At 43.8% G+C, this 14,723-nt stretch carries 12 protein-coding genes and 1 pseudogene; 4 read left to right on the forward strand and 9 right to left on the reverse strand.

Translation table 11 applies throughout. The annotated features are described in order from the left end of the window. Positions 1-40 precede the first annotated feature (40 nt). Together V7K60_RS09380 and V7K60_RS09385 are read right to left on the reverse strand one after the other, a co-directional pair. Complete coding sequence (locus V7K60_RS09380) at positions 41-910, reverse strand: phycobilisome linker polypeptide (protein ID WP_334924872.1); 870 nt, start codon at positions 908-910, stop codon at positions 41-43. A 171-nt stretch (positions 911-1,081) separates the two neighbouring features. After that, a complete protein-coding gene (locus tag V7K60_RS09385) occupies positions 1,082-1,894 on the reverse strand; it encodes a phycobilisome linker polypeptide (protein WP_334924874.1) in 813 nt (270 codons plus the stop codon). 184 nt (positions 1,895-2,078) lie between these two features. On the opposite strand from V7K60_RS09385, the gene V7K60_RS09390 reads away from it, so the two are divergent. After that, a complete protein-coding gene (locus tag V7K60_RS09390; RefSeq protein WP_334924876.1) occupies positions 2,079-2,366 on the forward strand; it encodes a hypothetical protein in 288 nt (95 codons plus the stop codon). 321 nt (positions 2,367-2,687) lie between these two features. On the opposite strand, the gene cpcA is transcribed toward V7K60_RS09390, so the two are convergent. The 3 genes and pseudogenes from cpcA to V7K60_RS09405 form a co-directional block, all read right to left on the reverse strand. Continuing rightward, positions 2,688-3,179 (reverse strand): phycocyanin subunit alpha, encoded by a 492-nt coding sequence (cpcA, locus tag V7K60_RS09395; protein WP_334817912.1) that lies wholly within the window; start codon positions 3,177-3,179, stop codon positions 2,688-2,690. 92 nt (positions 3,180-3,271) lie between these two features. Next, positions 3,272-3,793, reverse strand: a complete 522-nt coding sequence (locus V7K60_RS09400; protein ID WP_322673570.1) for a phycocyanin subunit beta — start codon at positions 3,791-3,793, stop codon at positions 3,272-3,274. 574 nt (positions 3,794-4,367) lie between these two features. Then, positions 4,368-5,167 (reverse strand): annotated as a pseudogene (locus V7K60_RS09405) (IS5 family transposase). A gap of 427 nt (positions 5,168-5,594) precedes the next feature. Here V7K60_RS09405 and V7K60_RS09410 point away from each other — a divergent pair. Next, positions 5,595-6,251 (forward strand): class I SAM-dependent methyltransferase family protein, encoded by a 657-nt coding sequence (locus V7K60_RS09410; protein ID WP_334924879.1) that lies wholly within the window; start codon positions 5,595-5,597, stop codon positions 6,249-6,251. A 34-nt stretch (positions 6,252-6,285) separates the two neighbouring features. Then, positions 6,286-7,374, forward strand: coding sequence for an aliphatic sulfonate ABC transporter substrate-binding protein (locus tag V7K60_RS09415; protein WP_334924881.1), 1,089 nt, complete (start codon positions 6,286-6,288; stop codon positions 7,372-7,374). A gap of 323 nt (positions 7,375-7,697) precedes the next feature. On the opposite strand, the gene V7K60_RS09420 is transcribed toward V7K60_RS09415, so the two are convergent. The 4 genes from V7K60_RS09420 to V7K60_RS09435 all read right to left on the reverse strand — a co-directional run bounded on the left by V7K60_RS09420 (position 7,698) and on the right by V7K60_RS09435 (position 13,295). Further along, positions 7,698-8,261 (reverse strand): alpha/beta fold hydrolase, encoded by a 564-nt coding sequence (locus V7K60_RS09420; RefSeq protein WP_334924883.1) that lies wholly within the window; start codon positions 8,259-8,261, stop codon positions 7,698-7,700. A 191-nt stretch (positions 8,262-8,452) separates the two neighbouring features. Beyond that, positions 8,453-9,472 carry an adenosyl-hopene transferase HpnH gene (gene hpnH, locus V7K60_RS09425; RefSeq protein ID WP_334924885.1) on the reverse strand — a complete coding sequence of 340 codons (1,020 nt, stop codon included), beginning with the start codon at positions 9,470-9,472 and terminating at the stop codon, positions 8,453-8,455. Between the two features lie 95 nt (positions 9,473-9,567). Next, on the reverse strand, positions 9,568-10,584 hold the full coding sequence (hpnA, locus tag V7K60_RS09430; RefSeq protein WP_334924887.1) for a hopanoid-associated sugar epimerase: 1,017 nt from the start codon (positions 10,582-10,584) through the stop codon (positions 9,568-9,570). Next, positions 10,584-13,295: an efflux RND transporter permease subunit gene (locus tag V7K60_RS09435; RefSeq protein ID WP_334924889.1), complete on the reverse strand. Its 2,712-nt coding sequence runs from the start codon at positions 13,293-13,295 to the stop codon at positions 10,584-10,586. Before V7K60_RS09435 ends, hpnA begins: the two co-directional genes overlap by 1 nt. A gap of 372 nt (positions 13,296-13,667) precedes the next feature. Here V7K60_RS09435 and V7K60_RS09440 point away from each other — a divergent pair, with 372 nt between their 5' ends. Next, positions 13,668-14,357: a 5'-methylthioadenosine/S-adenosylhomocysteine nucleosidase family protein gene (locus tag V7K60_RS09440; RefSeq protein WP_334924890.1), complete on the forward strand. Its 690-nt coding sequence runs from the start codon at positions 13,668-13,670 to the stop codon at positions 14,355-14,357. Positions 14,358-14,723 lie beyond the last annotated feature (366 nt).

Below are 14,723 nucleotides of genomic sequence, written 5' to 3' on the forward strand. Positions count from 1 at the left end.
TTAATAATGACTAATGACTATTGACTATTGACAAATGAGACTAAAGAGGTTTCACACTAGCTATTTTACCACCTTGTTTTAACACTCTCTGGAAGTAACTAGATAGTTCTTCATAAGGTATAACCACCGCTTGATTGACGCGGCGTGTGCTGGGATACCCAGATCCAAAAACACCTGCCACTTCAATCCGGTAAAGTCTGCCTTCTTTACCAAAGGTTCCCGCACCACCAAAAGTACTGTTGGGGGTAACACCTTTTTCAGAAGCAACGTATGAAAAGCCTGAGGAAGCACCAGAGGGAGGAACAACGACGGATGCACTATTGCGACCTAGTTCGCTAGCAAGGCGGGTGTCTTTGCCTTTGAGTTGGGAGGTATCGCTACTGGCATAGCCGCGATAAAGTTGAAATATCCGGGTAAATCCGACAGTTTTTTGTCCTGTTTGGGTTTGAAAGCCGCGATAGTAAGGCACTATATTTTCACCAAAGCTAGATTGATACTCTGGCGAATCAATATAAGAATCAATGTCGGCTTCATATCCCTTGGTTTGATACAAGTCTAAGTGATAGACGACATCAGACTCATCATAAGGGGCACGACCTAACAAATGTTTGTAATTCAGTTCAATGACACGAGTTTGGAAGTTGTCGTAGAAAAATTTGGATTTGTACAGTTCTGATTTAGCTACTTGACGCACAAACTCTTGCACTGTATTTTTTCCATCGCGCAGGATAGATTCAGCACTTGTCAGGCGGTCAGATGCCAATATATAGTTGTTGCCTAACACCTGACGATAGACGGCAGCAATTACTCTCTCAATGTCTTCTTTGGTTGCATTCGGACGCAATTCCACAGGAGACTGATCGGTAAAAGGTTCTGTTCCCAGACGGGAAGCTGCTGTTGTAATAGCCATTGGTAATTTTCCTTTTATAATTAGTAGTTGGAAAAATTAGGAGTTAGGAGTTAAGAGTTAAAAGTTAAGGTAAGGGTATAGTTAGGAATTTAAAACTCATAACTTCTAACTCCTCACTCCTTACTCCTCACTCCTTACTCCTAACTCCTCACTTAATTCCCGATTCCCTATTTATACGGCTGTAATGCTAATAACCTTACTGCCCTTGCGATTCAACTGCTGCAATTTACTAGAAAGTTGCTCGTAGGGTACGATCAATTCCGCAGTACTGCGCCGCACTACAGCTGAGTATGGGGAAGCTGCTTGTAGCACTCTGATCCGGTATGTTTCGCCGCGACCACCTGTAGAGAGACCTGTTAAGGCTCCGGCAGAGACTGGGTAAATGGGTGAAGCAAGATTTTTAGCCACTTCCCAGGTTAGCCGTCCTTGTTTTTGTCCTTGAGCGCGATCGCTATTGGCATAACCCCGATACAGTTGGAACAGTCGGCTATAGCCAACGTTTTTCTGTCCTACTTGACTTTTAAAGCCTCGATAGTAGGGCACAATATTTTCACCAAAACTCTCTTGATATTCTAATGAGTCAATGTAGGAATTAATCTCAGCTTCATAACCTTGTGAGTTGTAAAGCTCAACATGGTACGAAATCTCTGACTCATCTTCCGGGGCACGCCCCAATAAATGCTTATAATTCAACTCGATAAACCGAGTTTGGGAGTTGGAGTAGAAAAACTTATCCCGATAGAGTTCTGATTGAGCAATGGCTAGCACAAATCCCCTAACGGTGATTGCACCTTGCTTCAACAGTGATTCTGCACTCTCTAGACGATCTGCTTCTAGTAGATATGCATTACCCAAAACCTGACGGTAAGCCGCCCGGATAACCACTGCCACATCCGCTTCTGTTCTATCAGGGCGTAGTTCTACTGGTGCTGAATTTTCAAACGCTCCAATCCCTAATCTTGCTGCTTGTCCCAAAGCTGCCATCTTTAAACCTCCTCAGTTTTTACTGCAAAACTGAAAACTTTTTAGAAAATTTTTCTAGTCTTTTAACAGTCTTTTTGAAATTGACACTCACCTTACCTAAAGCAAGGTGATTTTAAGAAATTGCTGCCTTAATATCCTGTTTCCACAGGTTCTTAGGCTCACCCTACCGATTTGGCAGTCCCTCATGGGGGAGAAAGAAACCTCCAGACGTTTTCTGCCAGACACTGCGCGTAGCTTGCTTCCCCGTAGTGGACGCGGACTCGCTCTAAGCGTTCGCGTAACGTCTCGTAAAGAAGCTATGCCGTTGGCGTTTGCGTTAGCGTCTCTGAAAGAGAAGCCTCTCGTTCGCGTTAGCGTCTTTGTTCACGCAGCGTCTCCGACAGGAGAAGGAGAAGAGAAGGCTTTACGTTGCGCTAGCGTCAAGGAAGAAAATTGCGCTCGCTGCCTCACCACATTTACCATAAGGGCGTAGTGATATCTCCTTACGTTATTTCGGGCGTATATTTTCCCCAGTGTGAGGGTAGGTTTTTAAATCTTGTACTGACAAAAATATTGTGCCAATTGACAATAGCTTAAAATAGGCACTGGGTTGCGAACTTTCCCAAAGTTGTAGCAAGTACCGTGCTACGTCGGTAGCTTTCATCCCTGTTCTAAAGCAAAAAATACAGAACTACGTTCTTCTTTCTCCAGGGTTTTCAGCTAGCTTTTCTTAAAAAACTGCCCGGAGAGGTAAACAACTCATAGAACTTACTTGTCATAAGAGCTGATTTCCTCTCCGGGCTAAAGAAACACTCTAGCTTAGAGTATTGATTACATAGTCGATGTAGGAATTTGCTTCAACACCTGGATCGCCGCTGAGACCGTGGTTAGCTTTGATGTACTTCAGAGCTTCAATGTACCAGCTAGGAGACAGATCAAAAGTCCGGTTGATTTCAGCCAAGCCAGAAATCAAGAAATCATCCAAGGGGCCTGTGCCACCAACAACTAAAGCGTATGTGATAATCCGCAAGTAGTAGCCGACATCACGTACACACTTGCCTTTGCCGCGTGCATCAGCCGCGAAGTTAGGGCCTTGTTGTTGAGTGGTGTAAGGGTACTTGTTATACACCGCTTGGGCAGCACCTTCGCTCAACCGTTGAGCATTGGCGCTCAATGCTTTTGCTGCTTGTAAGCTAGCTGGTGCTTGGCGGAAGCGACCAAAAGCAACTTGAATTTCGGTGCTGCTGAGATAGCGTCCTTGAGAATCAGCTGATGCAATTGCTTCAGTTAGAGGTGTTTTTGTCATTTTGGTATTTCCCTTTTACAAACGTTATGGTTGAAATTTTGTTTTGTCCTAATGGACAATTATTTAGTCAACATCAGCAATGCTTGCTTGGCTTAAGCTACAGCAGCAGCAGCACGATCGAAATAGCTAGCTATTTCAGATGACAAAGCACTGCAATCGCCTCTGGTGATATTGTTTGTATCGTTGACAATTGCCAAAGAAGCTTGTTTCAGTTTCTGAATACCAACAGCAACTGAAGCTCCTGGAGTTCCCAATGCTAAGTAGGTTTCCCGCAATCCATTCAGGGCACGGTCATCTAGCACGCTGGAATCACCAGCAAAGATAGCGTAGGTGATATAGCGAAGAATGATGTCCAAGTCTCTGATACAAGCAGCTGCACGACGGCTGGTGTAAGCATTACCACCGGGAGTGATCAATTGGGGTTGTTCTGCCCACAAATCACGAGCCGCAGCAGCAACAAGAGCTGACGCATTGCTGGTAATACGGTTAACAGCATCTGTACGCTTGTTACCATCTTTGACTAGTTCGCTCAAAGCATCCAATTGTGCATCGGAGAGATATTCGCCGCGTGTATCAGCTTGGGAAACTACTTTTGCAAATGCATCTAAAACCATTGCGTTAAATCTCCTAATTTGCTTGGTTAAGAATAATTGGACTGAAAACTGAATGGTTCAGTTGATTTTTGATGTCAGCACTGCCTGACGAGTTACGAAAGGTTTAAAACAGACACCCAAGAAATAAGTTTACGATCTCCAGGCTTTCAGATTAAAACTTTTGTTAAAAAACTTCAAACTTCTATGAACGACTGGAAAACCTGATTAAGATGTTGTTTTTTACTTCCAAGTTCTCTTTATACAATGCTGCTGTATCATTATTTATTACAAATTATTATTATGTTTGTGAAATTTGTTTACATAACTTCATACTTAGGTCTCTGTTAGTTTATGAGAAGTTAATACAGTACGGCGGAAATAACTATCCAGTTGAAAAAGGCTAAAAAACCGATAAAATAAGCAATATAATTTGTGTTTTTTGCAACTAAATATTTTTACAGATACGGTGATACTAGAGTACTCAGCAAGCTAACCGAACCCTACTCACTTCTCTCCACCCCAAAAGATAGGATAATTTAGTTCTGGGAAATCCTTTAAAGAATGCGTAGGCGTAGGGCGTGTTTTCAAACTATAACTACAATAGAATGGAGGCGATCGTAATCATGGCTGTATAATTTGCAGCAAGTTTTTCATATCGGGTAGCAATGCGGCGAAATTGCTTGAGTTGGTTGATAGCACGTTCAACAATGTTGCGTTGACGATAAATTTTACGGCTAAACGGGCCGTGACGCGGTTCATTAGAGAGTCGTGGGATAGTCAGACGGATACCATGGCGGCGTAGGTAATTACGGATGTGACGACCCGTGTAACCTTTGTCTCCAACCAGTCTTAAAGGGCGAATACATGGGCGACCTCGACCGCAACGCTTAACTGCTCCTTGTGACATTAACTGTTCAAGAAAAATGGACTCGTTGCGTTGACCTGGACTGAGGAGAAAAGTTATTGGTTTGCCTTTACCTTCACAACGGATGTGTATTTTTGTACTGAACCCACCGCGAGAACGACCTAGTTTCTCATCTTCGTCACCCCCTTTTTTCCACCTGCGGCGTGCTGGTGGGCGCGTACAACTGTTCCATCGACATAATGAACCTGCCAATCAAGGTTTCCCTGTTCATCTGTAATCGCTTGCAGATGTTCCAAGATTTGGTTCCAAATTCCGGCTTTTTGCCATCAGTAAAACTGCGTTGCGATACTCTCCCACTTTCCATAACGTTCTGGCATATCCCTCCACGGTGCCCCTGTTCTGAGTATCCAGAGGATGCCATTCACAACCTGTCGATGCTCATGATTTGGTTTACCCGTTTTGGGTTTTTGTGGTGGCAGTAGCAGTTTTAACCTCTCCCACTGTTCGTTACTTAAGTCTCCTCGATTCATCAACTCACCCTGTCTGCGATCGCCTATTTTTTAGGATATAACGAGTTTGAAAACACGCCCTAGCCCACCGCAGGTATCGCACGCTGAATTTGTGTAGCATTGGCTACTTTTTAGCTCTTGCAAAGGGTACGCGCCATATTGTACGACTGCATTGCAACCGTTGATTCATATTCGCAGTGAACCATGCGAGCAGCACACTTAGGGTTATCACAGGGAAACACTTTTCAAACAACCTTTAAGAAGCTCTCAATTGTTAAATTGCAGGATTTACAAACCAAAGAAAAAAGACTTGATTTTGGATAAATTTTTATGATAGTCTGCGTTCAACTATAAATACGGTTTATTGATAGATTTACCGTATTTTAAATTGCACAGCGTGTTTGTCACTTTGTAAACCCATAGTTAATGAAAACGGAAATCACTTCTGATGGTAAAAGACTGGTTTGAATGGCACGACCTCTACAAGAACGAACCGAAATTGCAACAACGCTTGCAAATTGTGCAGGAATACATTTCTCATAGCTTGAATTTGTCCCAACCAGGGTTAATCCGTGTAGTTAGCGTTTGTGCGGGGGATGGACGAGATTTGCTAGGAACGCTATCAAATCACCCACGGGCAAAAGATGTTTATGCCCGACTGGTGGAGCTAAATCCCCAACTAGTTGAACGTGGACAAGAAACAATAGAATCGTTGGGTTTGACACAACAAATTGAGTTTATCAATGGTGATGCAACTATTTCCTCTAACTATGTAGGAGTAGTACCAGCAGACATTGTGATTGTATGCGGTGTATTCGGCAATCTCGCAGACGAAGCTGAACTCAATCGCTTACTGGCAAACCTGAGTTTTCTGAGCAAACAAGGTGCTTTTGTGATTTGGACTCGTGGACACTCTAAGGGTATTGCCCACTCTGAGACTGTTCGTAAATTTTTCCGTGAATATGGATTTGAAGAAGTGAACTTCAAACTCACTGCGACAGGAGACATGGGAGTAGGTATTCATCGTTACTTGGGTGAAAGTTTGGCTGCACCCAAAGAGCAACAGTTGTTCGCGTTTATCGGTGTTCCAAGTAAAGCCAGGTAAATAATGCCTCTAAAACTTTTCTGACAAAAACCTTATGACTGCTACAGTTAAACCTCAGTATATAAACATCTTTCGCCGTTTCACGCTGCTTTTAGCACCTGGGTTGTTAACCTTGGCAACTTCGTTAACATTAGTTAGTTGCACAGCCGAAGGGCAAAAAGCTCAAACCCCATCTTCTGCTAGAAATGTATCTGAAACCAATTCATCTGGAATCAAGACCAAAGTACTTCGTATGGGGTATCAATCAGCAGGCGATTTGATCAGAACAACTAAAGTCTTAGAAAAGCGTCTGGAACCTCTGGGAGTGAAGGTCGAGTGGGCACAATTTGTCCAAGGGCCACAACTAATGGAAGCGATGAATGTCGGTAAAATCGATTTGGGTTCCGTCGGGGAAACCCCGCCCATCTTCGCCCAAGCTGCTGGCGCTCAAATCGTTTATATTGTTGGTTCCCGACGCACTGAAAAAACGGGCATATCAAGTGTAATCGCTGTCCCACCGAATTCTCCCATTAAGACCGTCAAGGATCTCAAAGGGCAAAAAATAGTCTTTCAAAAAGCTTCTGCGTCTCATTATTTTGTCTTCAGAGCTTTGGAAGATGCAGGTTTGAAACCTAGTGATCTTCAAATTTTGAGTATACCCACCGTAGAAGCTAGTAGTGCTTTTCTAGAAGGAAGAATTCCCGTTTGGGTGGCTGGCGATCCTTATCTAGCTCTGGCTGAAAAAGCAGGTAAGATCCGAGTGATCAAGACTGCCCAAGGACTTGACACCCCTGGTGCATACTATATTGGTGCGAGGCAATTTGCGGTTGACAATCCTGGAGTATTGCGGATAGTGATTGAGGAGATTGATAAAATCCAGCGCTGGGCTGAGGCACATCCCCAAGAAACAGCAAAGCTAATCGCACCATACCAAAAACTACCTCCCGACATTATGCAAACGGTAGTTAACCGCCGCACTTATGGATTAAGAGCTATTTCCCCACAGTTAATTAAAGACCAACAAAGAGTTGCAGATTACTTCTTTAAATATGGTGTGATTCCTAAACGAGTCAATATTCAGCAAGCTGTACTAACACCTGAAGAGTATGCGGCAATTACTCCTCCAACAATTAGCCAAAAATAGTTTCAAGAGGCATAAGCTAAATGCAATCTCCTGCAATGCTAATGCGTTGGCCTGCATTGTTAATGCAATTTCTAATCGAATTTATCTTGCAGAAACGCTATGATCCGCTTGAATGCTTGCGGGTCTTGGTAAAGAAAGCCATGACCGCCCTTGAAGAACTCTAAGTACGAACCTGGTATCTGTTTGTGTATCGCCTCAAGATTAGCAGGAGGACATATGCCATCGTAATGACCGCCGCAGATATAGACAGGAATATGCAGTTGAGAAAGTCGATTATACGTATCGTGAGCAGCACGAGCCTCAAGCTGGCGACGACGCCCAACTTAACGACTTGGTTCGTTTGCACCTTCTTGAGAAGCTGCTAGTGTCAGCTTCACTAGTTCCTGAAATTGTGTAGTTCGGCTAGAGAGCCAAGCTTCCTCTTTCCAACGGGTATCAGTAACTGTTATCTGCCGACGAGCCACTTCCTCAATCGGAAGGTTCACGAGTTCATGTAGTGGATATGACGACCTACCAGCACCGCCACTGCTAGTACAGGCCAAAACAAGACGTTTAACGCGGTGCGGATAGCGCAGTGCCAACTCTTGGGCTACCATACCCCCAAAGGAAATTCCGATGACATGAGCGCTCTCCCACCCGACTGCATTTAACAAAGAGTCTGCATCAGCGGCGTAATCTGGGATGGTGTAAGGAATATCAGGTTTTGAGGTTTGACCCAGACCGCGCTGATCGTAGGCTAGGATTTCAAAGTGTGGGGCTAGCGGTGAGTCAAAAATAGTCGGCGATCGCTGCAAGTCTTCTCCAGTACCACTAATACTGAGTAGGCGTTGACCTGTGCCACGAATCTCATAATACATTTGCAGGTCACGAACAGATACAAATGGCATGAGTATTTTCCCTGATTATTTTCAGCGGATTTGGCTGAGGGAACTATCGCAATATCTCTAAATAAGCATCCTCCTTTAACTCTTATCGCGTATTATTGGGCACATTTCAGTACAATCAGAATCCTTAAAGGGTGCGTAGGCGTAGCTCACCGCAGGCATCGCACCCTTTAATATGTAGTATTTACTACTTATTAGTTCCTACCAAACACACTGCCAAGAGCACGCGCCATATTTTGTGGTTGCATTGCATCCATTGCGGCGGTGGGTTCGTAGCCGCAGTGAACCATACAATCGGCACACTTGGGATTACCACTCTTCTGGCCGTATTGACTCCAGTCAGTTTGTGCGAGTAATTCCTTAAAGGTAGAGTAATAACCTTCGTTCAGCAGATAGCAAGGTTTCTGCCAACCGAGAACGCTATAACTAGGGCTACCCCAAGGTGTGCATTCGTAGTCCTTCTCACCAGTGAGAAAATCTAGGAACAACGGATTGTGATTGAAGTTCCAGTTTTTTTCACCACTTTTATATGGAGCCAGAATTTCTCGGAAGAGGGCGCGGGTTTGTTCGCGGTGGAGAAAATGATCTTGATCTGGTGCCCACTCGTAACTGTAGCCAGGAGAAATCATCATCCCGTCAGTATTTAGTGTTTCCAGAAAATTGAAGAACTCTTGCATATCTCTAGGTTCAGTACCTTTAAAGATAGTGGTGTTAGTTGTGACACGAAAGCCTTTAGCTTTAGCGGCACGAATGGCTTTGACAGCAATATCAAAAACACCTTGGCGATCAACACACTGATCGTGTAATTCCCGCATTCCATCTAAATGCACACTGAAAGTCAGGTAAGGAGAAGGTTGAAACTTATCCAAGCTTTTTTCTAACAACAAACCATTGGTACACAAGTAAATATATTTCTTGCGCTCAATTAATCCTTGAACAATCTGATCAATCTGGGGATGCAGCAGGGGTTCTCCTCCAGGAATTGAGACAACCGGTGCGCCGCACTCTTCCACGGCGGCAAAACACTGTTCTGGAGTGAGATTTTGCTTTAAAATTTCCTTTGGATGTTGGATCTTACCACAACCAGTACAAGCGAGATTACACCGAAAAAGAGGTTCCAACATCAATACTAAGGGGAAGCGTTTACGTCCTTTCAACCGCTGTGTAACAAGATACTTCCCAATATCTATAGCTTGTTGTAGATTAACTGCCATTGTTGCGATCGCTCCTCTTTTAAAGATAAATACACCACTTTCTCAACCCCAAGATTTATCTATGGGGTCTTCAATTTTGAATACTTCGACGCCGCTCAGTACAAGTTTTGAATTTTGAATTCCCCAAAGGGGTTGACATATCCCTGAGCAACAAACCAATCCACAGCATCTTTGAGTGCGGCGTTCAGCGAAGATTGGGGTAGACCCAATTCTCGTACAGCCTTTGAAGCATTGTAATACATAGGTTGTTTCGCCATCCGAACGCCATCTAATGGTACTGAGGGCGATTTCCCTAATGATGCGAGAATCTTTTCATCAACCCAGGCAACGCTCAGGGGCAACCAAGCGGGTACTGTTTGTTGAGGTGCGCTAAGACCTGTGATATCGGCGAGTTGTTCGAGTAGTTGCTTGAGACTGAGGTTTTGATGACCTAAGATATAGCGATCGCCAGATTTACCCCGTTGCAAAGCCAGTAAATGCCCCCATGCCACATCCCGCACGTCGATAAAATTTAGACCAGTATCCAAGTAAAAAGGCATTTGCCGTCGTAAAAACCGTAGTATTATATCACCCGTCGGGGTAGGTTTGATATCCAACGAGCCAATCGGGCTGCTGGGATTGACAATAACTACTTCCTGACCTGTAGCAAGAGCTTGGATGGCTTCTTGTTCAGCCAGAAACTTAGACTTTTTGTAGTCACCCACCAACTTTTCTAAGGGACTCTGATGTGTTTCATCGACGACTTGACCAGACGATCCTACCCCAATCGCTGCTACTGAACTTGTGTAGACAGTGCGCTCAATGTTAGCCTTGCGAGCTGCTGCCAACACATTGCGCGTACCCAGAACATTGTGACGATGCAGTAACTCTCGGTCTGCCTGCCATAGGGAATAATGGGCTGCCACATGAAATAGGTATTGACAACCTCGCATCTGTTGCCAGAGATTTAGATCGTTCAAATCGCCTTTGACAATTTCCACATCCAGACCGCGTAAATTATCCAAATTGCTGCTATGGCGTACCAGCACTTTGACTGCATATCCCTCTTGCAGCAACAACCGTACCAAATGAGCACCAATAAAACCTGTCCCTCCGGTGACAAAAACTTGCATCAACTTCCCCCCTGCTCCCCTGCTCCTTGGTCACTGAGCGAAGCCGAAGTGCTGCTCCCCCTCTTCTTAAACCGGGGAAACCAATCATCCAAAATGGTGTAAACTACTGGCACAACAATCAAACTGAGAATAGTTGAAGTAACTAGTCCACCTGCGATCGCTACAGCCATAGGCGATCGCAATTCCGAACCAGCACCCAAACCTAATGCGATCGGCAGCATCCCTAAAATAGTGGAGGCCGTGGTCATCATAATTGGTCTGAGGCGCACTAGTCCAGTATTGAGGATTGCCTCGGTGCGCTCTAAGCCAGCGTTGCGTAATTGATTGATGTAATCTACAAGCAAAATGGCATTTTTATTTGCCAGCCCCAGCAAAAAGACGAAACCGATCAATGAGATCATGCCAAAGTCGCTCTTGGTAATTAGTAGCGCCAACATCGCCCCCACTAGTGCTAAAGGTAAAGAGACACCGATCACCAGAGGGTCTACCCAGCTTTTGAATAGTAAAATTAGTACTACAACAATACACAGGGCAGATAGAGCTAAAGTACTGCCGAAACTGCTAAAAACCTTATTTTGGTTAGCAGAGTCTCCCCCTAAATTTAAAGAAACATTAGAGGGTAACACCGCGTTTGCTTCAGCTACCACTTTGTCCGTGGCATCACCCAAAGACAGATCCTTGCCAAGATTAGCACTGATGTAGGCCACCCGCTGATTATTCAGACGCTCGATCTGAAAAACCGTGCCTTGTGGATTCGTTTCACCTATAACTGTAACATCAGCAAATCCCGGTAGCCTTTGAATCTTTTCTTTAATTGCTTTGACTGCTTTGCTCAAAGCTTGGAGATTATCACCTTGCAATGCTATTTGCAGGGGTTTCTGACCGCCGGAATCGACAAATTGAATATCTTCAACACTAGTAGTTACCCCAGAAATAGTAGGTAATGAGGAGCGCAATTGGTCTTGTAATTCCGCAGTTGTAATTGTGCGGTTTTCCTTTAACTTTACATATAGTGTCCCTTTATTTGGTTCACCCTCACGAGAACCAACAGTGATAAATACCGTTTCAACTGCTGGTGATTTTCTGACTACATTTTCTAGTTTTTTCGCAACCTCTAGAGAATCATTTAAGGGATTAGGGATTGCAGACTGGAGACTGAGATTTCTACCCTGGCCCTCTGCTCCACTGGGAATACTCGGCAAAGGAGCTGTATAAGCAATATTAAATTCGCCGCGATCGAGTTTGGGAATAAACCCTTTAGGAATTAGTGGAATCAGTGTTATTCCTGCAATGAAACTGAGTACAGCTAACCCGATAACTATCTTCCGGTGATTTAAAGACCAACTCAGCAAGTTTCTGTAAGATTGGGTAAACGCTACCCAGATTTTTGCTTCCCGACGTGGGGAGAGCGAGGATTTAGGTTTCAGCCAGTAGATAGCCAGAACTGGAGATAAAGTCCGAGCAACTAGCATAGAAGCAAGCATTGCTGCGGATACAGTGATGCCGAAAGGCTTGAAGAACTGACCGATTACCCCACCCATCAAACCTATAGGTAGAAAAACCGCTACTGCTGTCAAAGTGGCGGCAGTAACTGTCAACCCAATCTCATTTGTAGCTAAAAGCGCTGCTTGGCGAGGAGTTTCCCCATCTTCAACGTGTCGCATGATGTTTTCCACATCGACGATCGCATCATCAACAATGCTACCAATCACCAAAGCTAAAGCCAGCAAGGTGATTGTTTCCAGGTTGAAGCCGAAAATCGCCATGACGATAAATGTCGCCAACAAAGACGTGGGAATTGCCAAGGCAGAAATGAGAGTTGCCCGCCAATTCCATAAAAAAGGAAAAATTACCACTATCGACAACAAGACTGCTTCCAGCAAAGCATCAATTGTTGACTGGGTGGCTTGGCGGATATATTCTGCTTGAGTGGCAGCTAAGGTGAGGTTAACATCCTTGAGGGTAGAGCGTAGCCTTTGAACTTCTTTCTCAACCCGACTCACGACTTCCAAGGTATTAGCACTACCGCGTTTGATTACCTGAAATGCGAGTGCATCTTCACCGTTAAACCGGACTAATGTCGCCCCACCTTGGGGGACCGTTGCACTCGCATTGGCTGGATTAACCGGAGGAGTTGCAGTTGCAGCGCCTAGTAGTGAGACTTTTAATACTCCTGGTAATTTAGCGATCGCACTGACAATCTCATCTTGCGCCAACTTCGTCAAATCTTTGAGATTCCGTGTGGGACTTTCTATGGCATAGCTAATGGCGGCTGACTCGTTCAGATTCAGAGGAATAATTTTAGAAGTTCCTCCTTGAGGTAGAGTCAACTGCTTCACGGCCGTTTCAACCTTTTTGGTCGATGTTTCTAAATTCGTCCCAACGGCAAAAGAGAGGCTAACAGCTGTTTGACTAGGATAGGTGGATGAGCGGATATTCTCCAGTCCTTCTAGAGAGCGGAGGCGTTCTTCTAAGGGTTTGGTGAGTTTTGCTTCTGTATCCAGGGCAGTTGTCAGGGGAGCTGTAGCATTTACAACCACCACTGGAAAAGTAATATCTGGAAACAAGGCATACTTAAGGGAACTGAAAGCTAGAACACCAGCTACCGTTACGGCAATCCAAAAACTCACCGTCAGCCACGAAAATTGAATCGCCAATTTGGAAATATTGAAGAGTTCTCGTGCGGATTTGGAGTTATGAAGCTTTACCATCTTGGAAAATTATCGTGTGGATGACACAATTATTTAGTCATGCTACAGCAATCATCTTCGGTTTGCGAATTTTGGTTACTACTAAACGGCAATATTACTTATTATCACTCAGATATGACCCAATCTTTAATGCAAGCAGTAGTTAGTGGTTACGCAGCAACGGTGAGCGATCCTAGTTTACAAACTGCGTTTGCCCTACCAAGGTAAAGAAGACAAGCCCATCTACTCTAAATATTAATTGACTGTTAAGGACTTCCAATGAAAAAACGTCCCATCTTAGCGCACAACTGTGCGCCACTACAAATTTACAAATAATTTGGGATAATCTATTTTTTGGAAGTCCCTTAAAACTTGAAACCATCAAGATAGCTAGTGTCTAATTTTTTGCCCATCAACACAATTCTGGTGCCTCAAGGAGCAGAATATAAAGCTGTGTGTCGCGGATTAAGCGGCATTACTGGCTTCATCCCAACGGTAGTAGCCATACCTGTTGGAATGAAACCTTTACTCAAATACCTGCAACAAGGAGAATTTCTGACTCCAAAATCCAGAGTGCTGATTATGGGTATATGTGGCAGCTTGAGCGATCGCCATACAGTTGGTGATATTGTGCTGTATCAAGATTGTATTTATCAGGGGAAACTGCAAGAATGCGATCACACTTTTACAGCACAATTGTACTCTTTATTATCAGAAAAAGTATCTTTAGTCAAGTCACTGACAAGCGATCGCGTAATTTGGTCTGCACCCGAAAAACGCTGTTTAGGTGAGACTTTAGCGGCTGATGTTGTTGATATGGAAGGATTTACCGCTTTAGAATTTTTCAATGCGGCTAGGGTGTCTGTGGCAATGCTGCGAGTAGTCAGCGACGATTGTCAGCATAATATGCCCGATCTCACACCAGCAATTAACTCTGATGGTTCCCTAAACCCTTTTATTTTAGCGATCGCCATGCTTCGACAACCTTTTGCCGCTACTCGGTTGATTCGAGGTTCATTAACAGCATTAAAGGTGTTAGAACAAGTTACAAATCTGCTTTTTTCAGGCTCTAGCAATCAATAATCTCTTGTGTCTTTACAGTAATTTTTAGGTAAATAACTATCCGCTAGGGGTATATCTGTGCCTTGAAAAAATCTAGCAATCCTAAATCATTTGTGAAAATATCTATTTGCATTCTCTGCATCTATGGCGTTAGTTATAAAAAACTATTTCTCACCAATAAAATTGAAGTTGTATATATTTTTACTCTTACATCATTTGAAGAAAAACTCATAAAAATCAACATAATTTAGGTGTTTATTGGGAAATTGTTTATGGATAAGCTTTACATAAACTTTATGGTTATACATATCAAATAGAAACCCATATTGGGAAGCATAATATATAACCTTATCAGGGTTGGGTTCCATGAAAGCTAATTGCACTGAA

It is taken from the genome of Nostoc sp. (genome assembly GCF_036917555.1).
In the GTDB taxonomy this organism is placed as follows: domain Bacteria; phylum Cyanobacteriota; class Cyanobacteriia; order Cyanobacteriales; family Nostocaceae; genus Nostoc.

Excerpts from the sequence above, each read along its gene's own strand:
- hpnH (WP_334924885.1), bottom strand. The coding sequence starts at position 9,472 with ATGGCAGTTAATCTACAACAAGCTATAGATATTGGGAAGTATCTTGTT.
- hpnA (WP_334924887.1), bottom strand. The coding sequence starts at position 10,584 with ATGCAAGTTTTTGTCACCGGAGGGACAGGTTTTATTGGTGCTCATTTG.
- V7K60_RS09415 (WP_334924881.1), top strand. The coding sequence starts at position 6,286 with ATGACTGCTACAGTTAAACCTCAGTATATAAACATCTTTCGCCGTTTC.
- V7K60_RS09420 (WP_334924883.1), bottom strand. The coding sequence starts at position 8,261 with ATGCCATTTGTATCTGTTCGTGACCTGCAAATGTATTATGAGATTCGT.
- V7K60_RS09390 (WP_334924876.1), top strand. The coding sequence starts at position 2,079 with ATGGGGGAGAAAGAAACCTCCAGACGTTTTCTGCCAGACACTGCGCGT.
- V7K60_RS09380 (WP_334924872.1), bottom strand. The coding sequence starts at position 910 with ATGGCTATTACAACAGCAGCTTCCCGTCTGGGAACAGAACCTTTTACC.
- V7K60_RS09385 (WP_334924874.1), bottom strand. The coding sequence starts at position 1,894 with ATGGCAGCTTTGGGACAAGCAGCAAGATTAGGGATTGGAGCGTTTGAA.
- V7K60_RS09410 (WP_334924879.1), top strand. The coding sequence starts at position 5,595 with ATGGTAAAAGACTGGTTTGAATGGCACGACCTCTACAAGAACGAACCG.
- cpcA (WP_334817912.1), bottom strand. The coding sequence starts at position 3,179 with ATGACAAAAACACCTCTAACTGAAGCAATTGCATCAGCTGATTCTCAA.
- V7K60_RS09435 (WP_334924889.1), bottom strand. The coding sequence starts at position 13,295 with ATGGTAAAGCTTCATAACTCCAAATCCGCACGAGAACTCTTCAATATT.
- V7K60_RS09400 (WP_322673570.1), bottom strand. The coding sequence starts at position 3,793 with ATGGTTTTAGATGCATTTGCAAAAGTAGTTTCCCAAGCTGATACACGC.